This is a genomic window from Burkholderiaceae bacterium, from assembly GCA_024235995.1.
Lineage (GTDB): Bacteria > Pseudomonadota > Gammaproteobacteria > Burkholderiales > Burkholderiaceae_C > Ottowia.
The window spans coordinates 2,567,455-2,583,652 of sequence record JACKLI010000001.1; the positions used below are offsets into that span (position 1 = coordinate 2,567,455).

General features: G+C 69.5%; 11 protein-coding genes. 7 read left to right on the plus strand and 4 right to left on the minus strand.

Annotated elements, in window-relative coordinates; translation table 11 throughout:
• The first annotated feature begins 1 nt into the window (after position 1).
• The 3 genes from H6927_12300 to H6927_12310 all read left to right on the plus strand — a co-directional run bounded on the left by H6927_12300 (position 2) and on the right by H6927_12310 (position 2,384).
• A complete protein-coding gene (locus tag H6927_12300) occupies positions 2-979 on the plus strand; it encodes an NADPH:quinone oxidoreductase family protein (GenBank protein ID MCP5218875.1) in 978 nt (325 codons plus the stop codon).
• Positions 980-1,037: 58 nt separating this feature from the next.
• Positions 1,038-1,787: a lipoate--protein ligase family protein gene (locus H6927_12305; GenBank protein MCP5218876.1), complete on the plus strand. Its 750-nt coding sequence runs from the start codon at positions 1,038-1,040 to the stop codon at positions 1,785-1,787.
• Between the two features lie 144 nt (positions 1,788-1,931).
• Positions 1,932-2,384 carry an EVE domain-containing protein gene (locus tag H6927_12310; protein ID MCP5218877.1) on the plus strand — a complete coding sequence of 151 codons (453 nt, stop codon included), beginning with the start codon at positions 1,932-1,934 and terminating at the stop codon, positions 2,382-2,384.
• A 19-nt stretch (positions 2,385-2,403) separates the two neighbouring features.
• Here H6927_12310 and H6927_12315 read toward each other — a convergent pair whose 3' ends face one another.
• From H6927_12315 to aceE, 4 genes are all read right to left on the minus strand, one after another.
• Positions 2,404-3,339, minus strand: coding sequence for a class I SAM-dependent methyltransferase (locus H6927_12315; protein MCP5218878.1), 936 nt, complete (start codon positions 3,337-3,339; stop codon positions 2,404-2,406).
• Positions 3,340-3,499: 160 nt separating this feature from the next.
• On the minus strand, positions 3,500-5,323 hold the full coding sequence (gene lpdA, locus H6927_12320; protein ID MCP5218879.1) for a dihydrolipoyl dehydrogenase: 1,824 nt from the start codon (positions 5,321-5,323) through the stop codon (positions 3,500-3,502).
• 15 nt (positions 5,324-5,338) lie between these two features.
• Entirely contained in the window at positions 5,339-6,994 is a 1,656-nt protein-coding gene (aceF, locus tag H6927_12325) for a dihydrolipoyllysine-residue acetyltransferase (GenBank protein ID MCP5218880.1), read from the minus strand.
• Between the two features lie 24 nt (positions 6,995-7,018).
• Positions 7,019-9,721: a pyruvate dehydrogenase (acetyl-transferring), homodimeric type gene (aceE, locus tag H6927_12330; protein ID MCP5218881.1), complete on the minus strand. Its 2,703-nt coding sequence runs from the start codon at positions 9,719-9,721 to the stop codon at positions 7,019-7,021.
• Positions 9,722-9,915: 194 nt separating this feature from the next.
• Here aceE and H6927_12335 point away from each other — a divergent pair, with 194 nt between their 5' ends.
• The 4 genes from H6927_12335 to H6927_12350 all read left to right on the plus strand — a co-directional run bounded on the left by H6927_12335 (position 9,916) and on the right by H6927_12350 (position 16,103).
• Positions 9,916-12,456 carry a PAS domain S-box protein gene (locus H6927_12335; GenBank protein ID MCP5218882.1) on the plus strand — a complete coding sequence of 847 codons (2,541 nt, stop codon included), beginning with the start codon at positions 9,916-9,918 and terminating at the stop codon, positions 12,454-12,456.
• On the plus strand, positions 12,453-13,079 hold the full coding sequence (locus H6927_12340) for a response regulator transcription factor (GenBank protein MCP5218883.1): 627 nt from the start codon (positions 12,453-12,455) through the stop codon (positions 13,077-13,079). Before H6927_12335 ends, H6927_12340 begins: the two co-directional genes overlap by 4 nt.
• 68 nt (positions 13,080-13,147) lie before the next feature.
• Positions 13,148-13,999, plus strand: a complete 852-nt coding sequence (locus tag H6927_12345; GenBank protein MCP5218884.1) for a bifunctional methylenetetrahydrofolate dehydrogenase/methenyltetrahydrofolate cyclohydrolase — start codon at positions 13,148-13,150, stop codon at positions 13,997-13,999.
• A 61-nt stretch (positions 14,000-14,060) separates the two neighbouring features.
• Complete coding sequence (locus H6927_12350) at positions 14,061-16,103, plus strand: M3 family metallopeptidase (GenBank protein ID MCP5218885.1); 2,043 nt, start codon at positions 14,061-14,063, stop codon at positions 16,101-16,103.
• The last annotated feature ends 95 nt before the right edge of the window (positions 16,104-16,198 follow it).

Here is a 16,198-nt window from a genome sequence, read left to right on the forward strand (position 1 = left end):
CATGCACGCATGGCTATGCGAAGACCCCGTGGGCGTGGACGCCCTCACCTGGAAGGAGCTGCCCACCCCCACCCCGGCCAAGGGCCAGGTGCTGATCCGCATCCAGGCGGCCAGCCTAAACTTTCCCGACCTGCTGATCGTGCAGAACAAGTACCAGTTCAAGCCCGAGCTGCCCTTCGTGCCCGGCTCCGAGTACGCCGGCGTGATCGAGGCCGTGGGCGAAGGCGTGACGGAGCTGAAGGTCGGCCAGGCCGTGGCCTGCCTGGCGGGCACCGGGGGCTTCGCCACCCACACGCTGGCGCCGGCCAAGCTGTGCCTGCCGCTGCCGCCGGGCTTTCCGCCGGTGGATGCGGCCGCCTTCATCATGATCTACGCCACCAGCCACCACGCGCTGCTGGACCGCGGGCAGCTGAAGGCCGGCGAAACCGTGCTGGTGCTGGGCGCCGCCGGTGGCGTGGGCATGTCAGCCATCCAGATCGCCAAGATCGCCGGCGCCCGGGTGATCGCCGCCGCCTCGACCGACGACAAGTGCGCCTTCTGCAAGCAGCTGGGCGCCGACGAGACCATCAACTACAGCACGCAGGACCTGCGCGAGCAACTGAAGGCGCTGACCGGCGGCAAGGGCCCCGACGTCATCTACGACCCGGTGGGCGGCGCCTTCACCGAGGCGGCCTTCCGCTCCATCGGCTGGCGCGGGCGCCACCTGGTGGTGGGCTTTGCCGCGGGCGAGATTCCCTCGCTCAAGATCAACCTGGCGCTCATCAAGGGCGCCAGCATCGTCGGCGTGTTCTGGGGCGACTTCGCCCGCCGCGAGCCGGCCGCCAACGCCGCCATGATGCAGGAGCTGGCCGGCTGGTACGCGCAGGGCAGGATCAAGCCGCAGATCGACCGCCAGATGCCCATGGCCGAGCTGAAGGCCGCCTACGCGCGCATGAACAGCCGCCAGGTGCGCGGCAAGCTGGTGCTGGTCAACGACTGATGGGCCTCGCTCCCTCGCCCCCTGGGGCGAAGGCGCTGAACGACACCCGGCCCGGCCCATGAGCTTCCAGGTCACGCAGGAGCCCACCCGCGGCGGCGACCCGATCGCCGCCGACCTGGCCCTGCTGCAGCACGCCGGCCCGCCCCGCGCCCGGCTGTGGGAAGGCCCCGTGTCCCTCGTCGTGCCGCGCAGCTACCGCCGGCATGCCGCGTTCGAGCGCGTGGCCGCGCAGTTTGCCGCGCGCGGCTGCCCGGTCCACGAGCGCCCATCGGGCGGCGGCCTGGTGCCGCAAGGGCCCGGCATCCTCAACCTGAGCCTGGTCTACACCCTGCCCGGCGGGCTCGGCACGTGGATGGAGCGCGTCTACCTCCACCTGTGCGCGCTGCTGCAAGGCAGCTTGCTCGGCTTCGGCGTCCCGACGCACTGGCAGGCCGTCGGCGGCTCGTTTTGCGACGGCCGCTTCAACCTGGCCTGCGGCCGCGGCGACGCGGCGCGCAAGATCGCCGGCACCGCGCAGTACTGGCGCCCCCTGCCCCGCCACCCGGCGGGCCCGGCCACCCACGCCGTGCTGGCCCATGCGGTGCTGCTGGTCGACCCCGACCTGGCCGTCGCCCACGCCTGGGCCAACGCCTTCGAGCAGGCCCTGGGCAGCGGCCGCCAGTACGACCCCGCCAAGACCGTCGGCGTGGCCGGGATGCTGGGGCCGCAGGCGCCAGCCGACCTGGTGCCGCAAGTGCGCCAGCGGCTGGCCCAGGCGGTGCGGCGCGCCGGGCTGCCCGAGGCCGGCGAAGCCCGCATGGAATCCTGAATCGATAGCTGCTCAGGCTTGATTGATGGGGGCTATCGCCTGATTTGATTCATGAAACGCCATGCGTGGCACCAACCGATGGCACCCGTCCACAATCGCCCCATGCATCCGAGCCCCAACACCCCTTCGCCCCGCTGCTGGCTGATGAAGTCCGAACCCGGCGAGTGCAGCATCGACGACGCCCTGGCCGCCCCCGGCCAGACCGTGCCCTGGACGGGCGTGCGCAACCACCAGGCGCGCAACTTCATGCGCGACGCCATGCGGGTGGGCGACGGCGTGCTGTTCTACCACTCCAGCTGCGCCGAGCCGGGCATCGCCGGCATCGCCCGCGTGGCCTCGGGCGTGCGCGCCGACCCCACCCAGTTCGACCCCGCATCGCCCTACTTCGACGCCAGGTCCAGCCCGGAGCAGCCACGCTGGCTGCTGCTGGACGTGCAGGCGCTGCGCAAGACGCGCCTGGTCTCGCTGGCCGAACTGCGCCGGCACCCCGAGCTGGCGGCGATGCGGGTGCTGCAGCGCGGCAACCGCCTGTCGATCACGCCGGTGGAGCCGGGCGAGTGGGCGGTGATCGACCGCCTGCTGCAGGCGCAGCCGTAGTGGTGCGAGGGCAGCGTGCTCAAGGCGCCAGCCGATACACCGCCACCTTCAGCGCCCTGCCCTCGTCCACGTCCGCAAAAACGGCCGGGTTGGCCACGCGCTCGACGAACGCCAGCTCCGGCGCCTGCTGGTGCATGTGGTGCCGCAAAAAATCCATGTCCAGCTCGGGCGCGTTCAGGCACAGCAGGGCTTGGCCGCCGGGGGCCAGCAGGGCGGGCAGGCGCCGCATCAGGCGCGGGTAGTCCTTGGTGGCGACGAAGCTGCCTTTTTGATGGCTGGGCGGGTCGGCGACGATCAGGTCCCAGGGGCCGTGGCGGGCGATCTTGCCCCAGGACGTGAAGACGTCGTGCGGCCAGAACTGGGCGCGGCCGGCCAGACCGTTGAGCGCGTGGTTGTGCTGGCCGGTGGCCAGGGCGCCGCGCGCCATGTCGATGTTGACGACCTGTGCCGCCCCGCCTTGCAGCGCCGCGACGGAAAACGCGCAGGTGTAGGCAAACAGGTTGAGCACGCGCGCGCCGCGCCCCTGCCGGGCGGCGAAGTCGGCCGCCCACGCACGCACCCAGCCGCGGCCGGCCGCCATGTCCAGGAACAGGCCGTGGTTTTGCCCGCGCAGCACGTGCACCCGAAAGCGCGCGCCGGCTTCGGTGACGATGTGCGGTTCGGGCACGCTGCCGGCCATCGGGCGCGTGTCGGCGCGGCCGGCGCCGCGTTGCTGGAAGACCCAGCTCAGCGGCTGGCCGGGCGCGATCCGGTGCCAGCGCGCTTGCAGGGCCGCGTCAACGGCGGCCAGTTGCGCATCGCTGGCGGGAGCGAAGCTGGTGAGCACCAGGACGGGCGGGTACGCATCCAGCGTCCACGGCTCGCAGCCCGGCCAGAGGCCGCCGCGGCCGTGAAAAATGCGCTGCGCCTCCACCGGCAGCGGCATGGCGGCAATGGCGTCGAGCAGGGCTTGCATGGTGGCGCGATGCTGAATTTTGAATGTTTTTGGCCTGCAGCCCCGATGGATTGGGCGCAGGAAGCTATGATTTTCATAGTTTTCAAGACCTGATCCCCAAAACGGCAAGGCCCGGGCGGTCTCCCGTCCGGGCCCTCGTCTCGGCGGCGCGCGCCGGAGGCTACTTCTTCTGCGGCGGCACGTCGGTGCAGCTGCCGTGGGCGATCTCGGCGGCCATGCCGATGCTCTCGCCCAGCGTCGGGTGCGGGTGGATGGTCTTGCCGATGTCCACCATGTCGGCGCCCATCTCGATGGCCAGGGCCACCTCGCCGATCATGTCGCCGGCGTGCGTGCCGACGATGCCGCCACCCAGGATGCGGCCGTGGCCGTGCGCCTCGGGGCTGTCGTCGAACAGCAGCTTGGTGTAGCCCTCGTCGCGCCCGTTGGCAATGGCGCGGCCCGAGGCCGTCCAAGGGAACAGGCCCTTCCTGACCTTGATGCCCTGCGCCTTGGCCTGATCCTCGGTCAGGCCCACCCAGGCCACCTCGGGGTCGGTGTAGGCCACGCTGGGGATCACGCGGGCGTTGAAGGCGGCCTTGGCCAGCTTGTCGTCGCCTTTCAGTTCGCCGGCAATCACCTCGGCCGCCACGTGCGCCTCGTGCACCGCCTTGTGCGCCAGCATGGGCTGGCCCACGATGTCGCCGATGGCGAAGATGTGCGGCACGTTGGTGCGCATCTGGATGTCGACGTCGATGAAGCCACGCTCGGTCACCGCCACGCCGGCCTTGTCCGCGCCGATCTTCTTGCCGTTGGGGCTGCGGCCCACGGCCTGCAGCACCAGGTCGTAGGTCTGCGGCGCCGGGGCGCCCTCACCCTCGAATGACACTTCGATGCCCTTGTCGGTGGCCTTGGCGCCCACCGTCTTGGTCTTGAGCATGATGTTGTCGAAGCGCGGCGCATTGAGCTTTTGCCACACCTTCACCAGGTCGCGGTCGGCGCCCTGCATCAGGCCGTCCAGCATCTCCACCACGTCCAGGCGCGCGCCCAGGGTGGAATACACCGTGCCCATCTCCAGGCCGATGATGCCGCCGCCCAGGATCAGCATCTTCCTGGGCACGCTCTTCAGCGCCAGCGCGCCGGTGCTGTCCACCACGCGCGGGTCGTCGGGCATGAAGGGCAGGCGCACGGCCTGGCTGCCGGCGGCGATGATGGCGCGCTTGAACTGCACCACCTTTTTGCCGCCGGTTTTGTCCTGCCCGGTACCGGTGGTTTCCTCCACCTCGATGTGGTTGGCGCCGACAAAGCTGCCGTAGCCGCGCACGATCGTCACCTTGCGCATCTTGGCCATGGCACCCAGGCCGCCGGTGAGCTTGCCGATGACTTTCTCTTTGTGGCCGCGCAGCTTGTCGATGTCCACCTTGGGCTTGCCGCCGTAGTCGATGCCCAGCGCCGCCAGGTGGCCCACCTCGTCCATCACCGCCGCCACGTGCAGCAGCGCCTTGCTGGGGATGCAGCCCACGTTCAGGCACACGCCGCCCAGGGTGGCGTAGCGCTCGACGACGACGACCTTCAGGCCCAGGTCGGCGGCGCGAAACGCGGCCGAATAGCCGCCCGGGCCGCCGCCCAGGACGACGACGTCGCAGTCCACGTCCACGTTGCCGCCAAAGCTGGACGCTACAGGAGCAGGAGCTGCCGGGGCTTGCTTGGCGGGGGCTGCAGCCGGTTTCGATGCCGGGGCGGCGGGAGCCGGCGCGGCTGCGGGGGCGGCGTCGGCCTCCAGCGTCAGCACCAGCGAGCCCTCGTTGATCTTGTCGCCCAGGTTGATGGCCAGCGACTTGACCACGCCGGCGTGGCTGGAGGGAATCTCCATGCTGGCCTTGTCGGACTCGACGGTGATCAGGCTTTGCTCGACCTTGACGGTGTCGCCCACCTTGACCAGCACTTCGATGACGGCGACGTCCTTGAAGTCGCCGATGTCGGGCACCTTGACTTGCACTTCGCTCATTTGCCAGCCTCCGGTTTACAGCAGCACCCGGCGGAAGTCCGCGAGGATCTGGCCGAGATAGACGTTGAAGCGCGCGGCCGCCGCGCCGTCGATGACGCGGTGGTCCCAGGTCAGCGACAGCGGCAGCATCAGGCGCGGCACGAACTGCTTGCCGTCCCACACCGGCTCCATGGTGGAGCGGCACACGCCCAGGATGGCCACCTCGGGCGCGTTGATGATGGGCGTGAAGTAGCGCCCGCCAATGCCGCCCAGGCTGCTGATGGTGAAGCTCGCGCCGCTCATGTCGGCCGGGCCCAGCTTGCCGTCGCGCGCTTTCTTGGCCAGCTCGCCCATCTCGGCGCTGATCTGCAGCACGCCTTTCTTGTCGGCGTCCTTGATGACGGGCACCACCAGGCCGTTGGGCGTGTCGGCGGCAAAGCCGATGTGCCAGAACTGCTTGTAGACCAGCGCGTCGCCGTCCAGGCTGCTGTTGAACTCGGGAAATTTCTTGAGCGCGGCCACGCAGGCCTTGATCAGGAAGGCCAGCATGGTGACCTTGACGCCGCTCTTCTCGTTCTCCTTGTTGGTGGCGACGCGGAAGGCCTCCAGGTCGGTGATGTCGGCGTCGTCGTGGTTGGTGACGGCCGGGATCATGATGGCGTTGCGCAGCAGGTTGGCGCCGCTGATCTTCTTGATGCGCGAAAGCTCCTTGCGCTCCACCGGACCGAACTTGGTGAAATCGATCTTGGGCCAGGGCAGCAGGTCCAGCCCCACGCCCGAGCCGCCGGCGGGCGCCCGGGCGGCCTGCGCCTGGGTCTGCACGCTGCCGGCCATGACCGAGCGGGTGAAGGCCTGCACGTCCTCGAAGGTGATGCGGCCGTTGCGGCCGCCGCCCTTGACCTCGGCCAGCGGCACGCCCAGCTCGCGCGCGAACTGTCGCACCGAGGGGCTGGCGTGCGGCAGCTGGCCGCTGGGGGCCACGGTGGGGTTGTGGGCCGGCGCCGCCACGCTTGCCGCGGGCGCCGGGGTCGGCGCGGGCGATGCGGCGGGCGTCGGCGCTGCCGCAGCCGGCGCGGGGGCCGGTGCCGCGGGCGCTGGCGCGGCGGCGCCTGCCGCGGCGCCTTCGATGATCGCCACCAGGTCGCCCTGGTTGACCTTGTCGCCCAGCTGCACCTTCAGCTCTTTCAGCACCCCGGCGGCGGGCGACGGGATTTCCATCGAGGCCTTGTCGGACTCGACGGTGAACAGCGACTGCTCGGGCGCGATGGTGTCGCCCGGCTTGACCAGCAGCTCGATCACCGCGACGTCCTTGAAGTCGCCGATGTCGGGCACGCGCACCTCGATGGGGCCGCTGGCGGCGGGCGCCACCGCGGGCGCGGCCGCTTCTGGTTTGGTAGCTGCCGGCGCTTGATTGGCGGGGGCTGGGGCCGGTTTTTCTTCAGAAGCGGCGGCCTCGGCGCTGTCCAGCACCGCGATCACGCTACCCTGGCTGACCTTGTCGCCCAGGGCCACCTTGAGCTCCTTGACGACGCCCGCGTGGCTGGAGGGGATTTCCATCGACGCCTTGTCGGACTCGACGGTGATGAGCGACTGCTCGACCTTGACGGTATCGCCAGCCTTCACCAGCAGCTCGATCACGCCGACCTCGCTGAAGTCCCCGATGTCGGGGACCAGGATGTTGACCAATGCCATGTCTTGTCTCCGGGTTGTGCTGCTTCAGGCGTGCAGAGGGTTGATCTTGTCGGTGCGGATGCCGTACTTGGCGATCGCCTCGCTCACCTTGGCCATGGGCAGCTGGCCCTCGTCGGCCAGCGCCTTGAGCGCGGCAATGGCGACGTAGTGGCGGTTGATCTCGAAGTGCTCGCGCAGGCGCGAGCGGAAGTCGCTGCGGCCGAAGCCGTCGGCGCCCAGCACGGTGTAGCTGCGACCGGCCGGGATGTGGGCGCGGATCTGGTCGGCGTAGTTCTTGACGTAGTCGGTCGACGCCACCACCGGGCCGGCGTGCGCCTGCAGCTGGCGCGTGACGAAGGGCACGCGCGGCGGCTCGGCGGGGTGCAGCAGGTTCCAGCGCGCCACGTCCTGGCCCTCGCGCGCCAACTCGTTGAAGCTGGGGCAGCTCCACACGTCGGCCTGCACGCCCCAGTCGGTGGCCAGCAGCTTTTGCGCCTCCAGCGACTCGCGCAGGATCGAGCCCGAGCCCAGCAGCTGCACGCGCAGCTTGCCGGCCGCGCCCGCCTTGCACAGGTACATGCCCTGCAGGATCTGCTCCTCGGTGCCGGCCGTCAGGCCCGGCATGGGGTAGTTCTCGTTGAGCAGGGTGACGTAGTAGAAGACGTCCTCCTGCTTCTCGACCATGCGGCGCAGGCCGTGGTGCAGGATGATGCCCACCTCGTGCGCGAAGGCCGGGTCGTAGCTGACGCAGTTGGGGATGGTGCCGGCCAGCACCAGGCTGTGGCCGTCCTCGTGCTGCAGGCCCTCGCCGTTGAGCGTGGTGCGCCCGCTGGTGCCGCCCAGCAGGAAGCCGCGCGCGCCCAGGTCGCCGGCGGCCCAGGCCAGGTCGCCGAAGCGCTGGAAGCCGAACATCGAGTAGTACACGTAGAACGGCATCATGATGCGGTTGTTCGTGCTGTAGCTGGTGGCCGCGGCGATCCAGCTGGCCATGCCGCCGGCCTCGTTGATGCCCTCCTGCAGGATCTGGCCGTCGGCCTGCTCCTTGTAGTACATCACCTGCTCGCGGTCGACCGGCACGTACTGCTGGCCCTTGGGGTTGTAGATGCCGATCTGGCGGAACAGCCCCTCCATGCCGAAGGTGCGCGACTCGTCCACCACGATGGGCACCACGCGCGGGCCAAAGGCCTTGTCGCGCAGCAGCTGCGTCAGAAAGCGCACGAAGGCCTGCGTGGTGCTGATCTCGCGGCCCTCGGCCGTCGGCTCCAGCACGGCCTTGAAGGTCTCCAGCGCCGGGATGGTGAAGCTCTCGTCGGCCTTCTCGCGCCGCGTGGGCAGGTAGCCGCCCAGCGCCTGGCGGCGCTCGTGCAGGTACTTCATCTCCGGCGTGTCGTCGGCCGGCTTGTAGTAGGGCAGCTTGTCCAGCTCGCTGTCGGGGATCGGGATGTTGAAGCGGTCGCGGATGTACTTGATGTCCTCGTCGTCCAGCTTCTTGGTCTGGTGCACGGTGTTCTTGGCCTCGCCGGCCTTGCCCATGCCGTAGCCCTTGACGGTCTTGACCAGCAGCACCGTGGGCTGGCCCTTGAATTCGTTGGCGGCGTGGAAGGCCGCGTACACCTTCTCGGGGTCGTGGCCGCCGCGGCGCAGCTCCCACAGCTCCTCGTCGCTCATGTGCTCGACCAGCTTGGCGGTCTCGGGGTACTTGCCGAAAAAGTGCTTGCGCAGGTAGGCGCCGTCCATGGCGCGGTAGGTCTGGTAGTCGCCGTCCAGCGTCTCCATCATCAGCTGGCGCAGCTTGCCCGACTTGTCGCGCGCGAACAGCGGGTCCCAGCCCTTGCCCCACAGCAGCTTGATGACGTGCCAGCCGGCGCCGCGGAAGTCGCCCTCCAGCTCCTGGATGATCTTGCCGTTGCCGCGCACCGGGCCGTCCAGGCGCTGCAGGTTGCAGTTGATGACGAAGATCAGGTTGTCGAGGTTCTCGCGCGCCGCCAGGCTGATGGCGCCCTTGCTCTCGGGCTCGTCCATCTCGCCGTCGCCCAGGAACACCCAGACCTTGCGCTTGGCCGTGTCGGCGATGCCGCGGGCGTGCAGGTACTTGAGAAAGCGCGCCTGGTAGATCGCCATCAGCGGGCCCAGGCCCATGCTGACGGTGGGAAACTGCCAGAAGCCGGGCATCAGGTGCGGGTGGGGGTAGCTGGACAGGCCCTTGCCGTGCACCTCCTGGCGGAAGTTCTCCAGCTGCTCCTCGCTGATGCGGCCTTCCAGGTAGGCGCGGGCGTAGATGCCGGGCGCGCTGTGGCCCTGGAAATAGATGCAGTCGCCGCCGTGGTCCGGCCCCTCGGCGTGCCAGAAGTGGTTGAAGCCGGCGCCCCACATGCTGGCCAGCGAGGCGAACGAGCCGATGTGCCCGCCCAGGTCGCCCCCGTCGGCCGGGTGCAGGCGGTTGGCGCGCACCACCATGGCCATGGCGTTCCAGCGCATGTAGGCGCGCAGGCGCTTTTCGATGGCGATGTTGCCGGGGCAGCGCGCCTCCTGGTCGGGCTCGATGGTGTTGACGTAGCCGGTGTTGGCCGAGAACGGCAGGTCGATGCTGCTCTGGCGGGCGTGCTCGAGCAGTTGCTCCAGCAGGAAGTGCGCGCGCTCGGGCCCTTCCTTTTCGATGACGGAGGACAGCGCGTCCATCCATTCACGGGTTTCCTGGGCATCAATGTCCGAACCAACATTGAAGGGCGAATCAGGCGCTGCGGGCATCGCTGTGTCTCCGGTCAGAAAGGTTGAAAGTCATTGTGTACGAAATCGCGCGCGCATCATCGCACAAATGGCCTTGTTTTTCAAATGTTGATTTGTATTTTTATATTGTGATATATCAGGCTGATCCGTGACTTATGTTCGGTCCGCCGGCGCACGGCATCCGCGCTCACCTGCAGCCCCACTACACTTGAAGGATGCAGTACCCCCCCACCGTGCACCCGCCGTCCCACGCTGCCGAGCCCGCGCGGCACTGGCGGGACCGCTGGCCGCTGCTGCGCTCCGACGGCTGGGTGCACGTGGCGCCGCTGCTGGCGGTGCTGCTGTTCGTGGTGATCATCCTGGCGGTGTTCAGCTACCTGCGCATCGAGGAGGCGCGCCGCGAGCAGGAGGCGCTCAAGCGCGACGTCGAATACGCCCAGCAGCGCCTGCGCCTGCGCCTGCTGGAGCGCCAGGAGCAGGTGATGCGCCTGGCGCGCGACATCTCCAACCGCGAGGTGCTGCCGCCGCAGTTCAACAGCCGCGCCGAGTCGCTGGTGGCCCAGTACCCCGAGCTGCTGTCGATCGGCTGGATCGACGTGCGCCGCCGCGTCACCGCGCTGGAAACGCGCCCCAGCGTGCAGCCCCAGCCGCGCTGGATGGAAGACGGGCAGCTGCGCGCCGAGGAGGCCGAGAACGGCTACGGCCTGGCGCGCGACCTGCGCCAGCCGGTGTACGTGCTGCCGCCGTTGGCCAAGAATGCCGAGCCCACGCTGGAGCTGCACGTGCCGATCACGCCGCGCGGGCAGTTCGCCGGCGAGCTGCTGGTGGAGTACAGCGTGGACGGCCTGCTGCGCTACGGCGTGCCCAGCGAGGTGCTGGCCAAGTACGCGGTGGCCCTGCTGGATGACAAGGGCCACCTGATGAGCGGCCAGAGCATCCCCGCGCGCTCGGGCCTGTCCGAGCGCCTGCCCTGGGCGGGCCAGGTCAACGAGTTCGAGATCCCGGTGTCGCCCGTGGGCAATGCGCTGGTGCTGCGCGCGCAGGCCTGGCGCACCTCGCAGGGGCTGATCGGCAACGCCATCTTCTGGCTGGTGCTGCTGCTGTCGGGCACCACGGTGTGGATGCTGGTGGCCAACTGGCGCCAGTCGGTGCGCCGCCACCAGGCCCAGCAGGCGCTGCAGGCCGAGACCAGCTTTCGCCGCGCGATGGAAAACTCCATGCTCACCGGCATGCGCGCGCTCGACCTGCAGGGGCGCATCATCTACGTCAACCCGGCCTTCTGCAAGATGACCGGCTGGCGCGAGGAGGAGCTGCTGGGCCAGACCGAGCCCTTCACCTACTGGCCCAACGAGGACCACGACCAGCTGGCCGCGCGCCTGACCGAGGAGCTGGGCGGCGCGGCCGACCCGGCGGGTTTTCAGATGCGCGTCAAGCGCCGCGACGGCTCGGTGTTCGACGCCCGGCTGTACGTGTCGCCGCTGATCGACGCCACCGGCAAGCAGACCGGCTGGATGGCGTCGATGACCGACATCACCGAGCCCAACCGCGTGCGCCGGCAGCTGTCGGCCTCCTACGAGCGCTTCACCACCGTGCTGGAGGCGCTGGACGCGTCGGTGTCGGTGGCGCCGCTGGGCAGCAAGGAGCTGCTGTTCGCCAACAAGCTGTACCGCCAGTGGTTCGGCGCCACCACCGAGGGCCACCTCAAGCTGGTGCTGCGCGGCGGCACCGCCAACACCCTGGCCAGCGACGAAAGCCTGGACGCGGTCGATTCCTTCGTCGGGCTGCCGCTGGACAACCTGGCCACCACGCCGCTGGCCGAGCACGCCGAGATCTACCTGGAGCAGCTGGGCAAGTGGATGGAGGTGCGCTCGCGCTACCTCAACTGGGTGGACGGGCGCCTAGCGCAGATGGTGATCGCCACCGACATCACCGCGCGCCACCAGGCCGAGGAGCAGGCTGCCGCCCAGGCCGAGCGCGCGCAGACCGCCAGCCGCCTGATCACCATGGGCGAGATGGCCTCCAGCGTGGCGCACGAGCTGAACCAGCCGCTGACGGCCATCACCAACTACTGCACCGGCATGATCTCGCGCATCCGCGGCGGGCAGATCAACCAGGACGAGCTGCTGGGCGCGCTGGACAAGACCGCGCGCCAGGCCCAGCGCGCCGGCCAGGTGGTGCAGCACATCCGCAGCTTCGTCAAGCGCAGCGAGCCGCGCCGCCAGTGGTCGGACGTGGCGCCCATCGTCGAGCAGGTGGTGGAGCTGGCCGAGCTCGACCTGCGCCGCCGCCAGGTGCGCCTGGCGCACCACATGGCACCCTCGCTGCCGGCCATGTTCGTCGACCCGATCCTGATCGAGCAGGTGCTGATGAACCTGATCAAGAACGCCGGCGACGCCATCGACGGCGCCGAGGTGCCGCTGGACGAGCGCGTGGTCGACCTGCGCGTGACGCAGCGCGAGATCGAAGGCGTGGCGGCGGTGCAGTTCTGCGTGACCGACGCCGGGCCCGGCCTGTCGACCGAGGCCATCGAGCGCCTGTACGAGGCCTTCTTCTCGACCAAGAGCGAGGGCATGGGCATCGGCCTGAACCTGTGCCGCTCCATCGTCGAGTCGCACCAGGGCCGGATCCACGCCGAGAACCTCTACAATGCCGGCCGGGTGATGGGCTGCCGTTTCACGTTCTGGATTCCGGTCGGCCCGCCCCAATCACTGCAGTCCGCCGGCGGCGCGGGCCAACACGTCAAGGCGATCGCATGAATCTCACCCCCAAGCGCGGAACCGTCTATGTGGTCGACGACGACGAGGCCGTGCGCGACTCGGTTCAATGGCTGCTCGAAGGCCAGGACTTTCGCGTGCGCTCGTTCGAGTCGGCCGAATCCTTCCTGGCGCGCTACGACCCGCGCGAGATCGGCTGCGTGCTGATCGACATCCGCATGAGCGGCATGAGCGGGCTCGACCTGCAGGACCGCCTGGCCGAGCGCGACTCGCCCCTGCCGGTGGCCTTCGTCACCGGCCACGGCGACGTGCCCATGGCGGTGGACACCATGAAGAAGGGCGCCATGGACTTCATCCAGAAGCCCTTCAACGAGGAAAAGCTGGTGCCCCTGGTCGAGCGCATGCTGGAGCAGGCCCGCACCGCCTTTGCCGAGCACCAGCAGGCCGCCAGCCGCGACGCGCTGCTGTCCAAGCTGACCGGCCGCGAGGCCCAGGTGCTCGAGCGCATCGTCGCCGGCCGACTGAACAAGCAGATTGCCGACGACCTGGGCATCAGCATCAAGACGGTGGAGGCGCACCGCGCCAACATCATGGAAAAGCTGGGTGCCAACACCGTCGCCGACCTGCTCAAGATCGCCCTGGGCCAGGTTTCGGCCAAGGCTTGATACTCTTTTTTCAATAGCGCCTTCCGCCCTTTGCATGCGGGCCAGCGGCCTATTTGATTCATAAACCCATGGCAGCCCAACTCATCGACGGCAACGCGCTGGCGCGGCACATCCGCCAGCAGGTGCAAAGCCGCACCGCGGCCCTCAAGGCGCGCGGCGTGCAGCCCGCGCTGCACATCCTGCTGGTGGGCGAGGACCCGGCCAGCCAGGTCTACACGCGCCACAAGGTGAACGACAGCACCGAGACCGGCCTGGCCGCCACGCTGGAGCGCCTGCCGGCCGACCTGCCCGAGGCGGACCTGCTGGCACGCCTGCACGCCCTCAACCGCGACCCGGCCGTGCACGGCATCCTGGTGCAGCTGCCCCTGCCCACGCACATGGACACGCACAAGGTCATCACCGCCATCGACCCGGCCAAGGACGTGGACGGCTTTCACGTGGCCAACGCCGGCGCGCTGATGACCGGCCTGCCCGGCTTCTGGCCCTGCACGCCGCACGGCTGCATGAAGATGCTCGAGTCCATCGGGTTCGACCTGCGAGGCAAGCACGCCGTGGTCATCGGCCGCTCCAACATCGTCGGCAAGCCCATGGCGCTGATGCTGCTGCAGCAGGACGCCACCGTCACCGTGTGCCACTCGCGCACGCGCGACCTGAAGGCCCAGACGCTGCAGGCCGACGTCATCGTCGCCGCCGTGGGCAAGCGGGGCGTGCTGACGGCCGACATGGTCAAGCCCGGCGCCGTGGTCATCGACGTCGGCATGAACCGCGACGAGGCCGGCAAGCTGTGCGGCGACGTGGACTTCGAGGGCGTCAAGAACGTCGCCAGCTGGATCACGCCCGTTCCCGGCGGCGTCGGCCCCATGACCCGCGCCATGCTGCTGGTCAACACCCTCGAGGCGGCTGAGCGCGCCAGCGGCTGAGCGCGCCAGCGCCTGAGCGCTGGCCTTGAAGGAAGAGCGCGCCGCCCTCATCTGCAGGGGCATGACCATGCCCACCGCCAATCCCCTGCTCGACTTCACCGACCTGCCGCGCTTCGACGCCATCCGCCCCGAACACGTCGCCCCCGCCGTCGATCAACTGCTGCAAGAGGCCGAAGCCGCACTCGAACGCGTGGTGCAGCCCGCGCACCCGGCCACCTGGAGCGCCCTCTCCGGCACGCTGGACGTGGCCACCGAGCGCCTGGGCCGCGCCTGGGGCGCCGTCTCGCACCTGAAGGCCGTCATGGACGCGCCCGAGTTGCGCGCCGCCTACAACGAGGCGCTGCCGCGCATCACCGAGTTCTTCACCCGGCTGGGCTCCGACGAGCGCCTGTACGCCAAGTACAAGGCCATCGACCCCGCCGGCCTGAACGCCGAGCAGCGCGAAGCCCTCAAGCACACGCTGCGCGGCTTCGTGCTGGGCGGCGCCGAGCTGACCGACGAGCCCAAGGCGCGCTTCGCCCAGATCCAGGAGCGCGCGGCCGAGCTGGCGCAAAAATTCAGCGAAAACGCGCTGGACGCCACCGACGCCTTCGCCCACTACGCCAGCGAGGCCGACCTGGACGGCGTGCCGGCCGACGTCAAGGCCGCTGCCCGCGCCGCCGCCCAGGCCGAGGGGCGCGAGGGCTACAAGCTGAGCCTGCAACTGCCCTGCTACCTGCCGGTGATGCAGTTCGCCAAGAGCAGCGCGCTGCACCAGTTGCTGTACCGCGCCTACGTCACGCGTGCCAGCGAGCAGGCCGAAGGCGATGCCAGGCGCTTCGACAACGGGGCGATCATGCGCGAGCTGCTGGCACTGCGCCAGGAAGAAGCGGCGCTGCTGGGCTACGCCAACTTCGGCGAGGTATCGCTGGTGCCCAAGATGGCCGACTCGCCGGCCCAGGTGATCGCCTTTCTGCGCGAGCTGGCCGGCAAGGCCCGGCCCTTTGCCGAACGCGACGTGCGGGACCTGCGTGCGTTCGCGGCCAGCCAGTTGCAGCTGGACGACCCCCAGGCCTGGGACTGGCCCTACGTGGGCGAGCAGCTCAAGGAAGCGCGCTACGCCTTCAGCGAGCAGGAGGTCAAGCCCTACTTCCCGCTGCCCAAGGTGCTGGCGGGGCTGTTCAAGATCGTCGAGACCCTGTTCGAGGTCAGCATCCGCCCCGACCACGCCAGCGTGTGGCACCCCAGCGTCGAGTTCTTCCGCATCGAGCGCGACGGCCAGCTGCTGGGCCAGTTCTACCTCGACCCGCTGGCGCGCACCGGCAAGCGCGGCGGCGCCTGGATGGACGACGCCCGCGCGCGCTGGCTGCGCCCGGACACCGGCACGCTGCAGACACCCGTGGCCTACCTGGTGTGCAACTTCGCCACCGGGGTCGACGGCAAGCCGCCGCTGCTGACGCACGACGACGCGATCACGCTGTTCCACGAGTTCGGCCACGGCCTGCACCACATGCTGACCCAGGTCGGCGAGCACGACGTGTCGGGCATCAGCGGCGTCGAATGGGACGCGGTCGAGCTGCCCAGCCAGTTCATGGAAAACTTCTGCTGGGAATGGAGCGTGCTGCGCCACATGACGGCGCACGTCGACACCGGCGAGCCCCTGCCGCGCGCGCTGTTCGACAAGATGCTGGCCGCCAAGAATTACCAGGCCGGCCTGCAGACCCTGCGGCAAGTCGAGTTTTCCCTGTTCGACATGCGCCTGCACACCGAGCCCGGCGCAGCGCAGGACGTGCAGGCGCTGCTCGACGCGGTGCGCGCCGAGGTGGCGGTGCTGCCCGCGCCCGCCTTCAACCGCATGGCCCACACCTTCAGCCACATCTTTGCCGGCGGCTACGCGGCCGGCTACTACAGCTACAAGTGGGCCGAGGTGCTGTCGGCCGACGCCTACGCCGCCTTCGAGGAAAGCCTTGCGGCCGACGGCACGCCCAGCGTGGAAACCGGGCGGCGCTACCGGCAAGCCATCCTGGAGGTCGGCGGCAGCCGTCCGGCCATGGAGTCCTTCAAGGCCTTCCGCGGACGCGAGCCCAGCATCGACGCCCTGCTGCGCCATCAGGGCATGGCCTGAACCGTATGGGAGCCGGCAGCCCATCTTGTACCATTGCCGGCACCGCCCAAGCCGCTCCGCAGTACGCGACGGCCTACCGACCATTCAAGCAAGGC

Bases quoted from the DNA above. Each gene is read 5' to 3' on its own strand.
- H6927_12305 (MCP5218876.1), top strand. From the start codon at position 1,038: ATGAGCTTCCAGGTCACGCAGGAGCCCACCCGCGGCGGCGACCCGATC.
- H6927_12345 (MCP5218884.1), top strand. From the start codon at position 13,148: ATGGCAGCCCAACTCATCGACGGCAACGCGCTGGCGCGGCACATCCGC.
- aceE (MCP5218881.1), bottom strand. From the start codon at position 9,721: ATGCCCGCAGCGCCTGATTCGCCCTTCAATGTTGGTTCGGACATTGAT.
- H6927_12350 (MCP5218885.1), top strand. From the start codon at position 14,061: ATGACCATGCCCACCGCCAATCCCCTGCTCGACTTCACCGACCTGCCG.
- H6927_12315 (MCP5218878.1), bottom strand. From the start codon at position 3,339: ATGCAAGCCCTGCTCGACGCCATTGCCGCCATGCCGCTGCCGGTGGAG.
- H6927_12310 (MCP5218877.1), top strand. From the start codon at position 1,932: ATGAAGTCCGAACCCGGCGAGTGCAGCATCGACGACGCCCTGGCCGCC.
- H6927_12335 (MCP5218882.1), top strand. From the start codon at position 9,916: ATGCAGTACCCCCCCACCGTGCACCCGCCGTCCCACGCTGCCGAGCCC.
- lpdA (MCP5218879.1), bottom strand. From the start codon at position 5,323: ATGAGCGAAGTGCAAGTCAAGGTGCCCGACATCGGCGACTTCAAGGAC.
- H6927_12340 (MCP5218883.1), top strand. From the start codon at position 12,453: ATGAATCTCACCCCCAAGCGCGGAACCGTCTATGTGGTCGACGACGAC.
- aceF (MCP5218880.1), bottom strand. From the start codon at position 6,994: ATGGCATTGGTCAACATCCTGGTCCCCGACATCGGGGACTTCAGCGAG.
- H6927_12300 (MCP5218875.1), top strand. From the start codon at position 2: ATGCACGCATGGCTATGCGAAGACCCCGTGGGCGTGGACGCCCTCACC.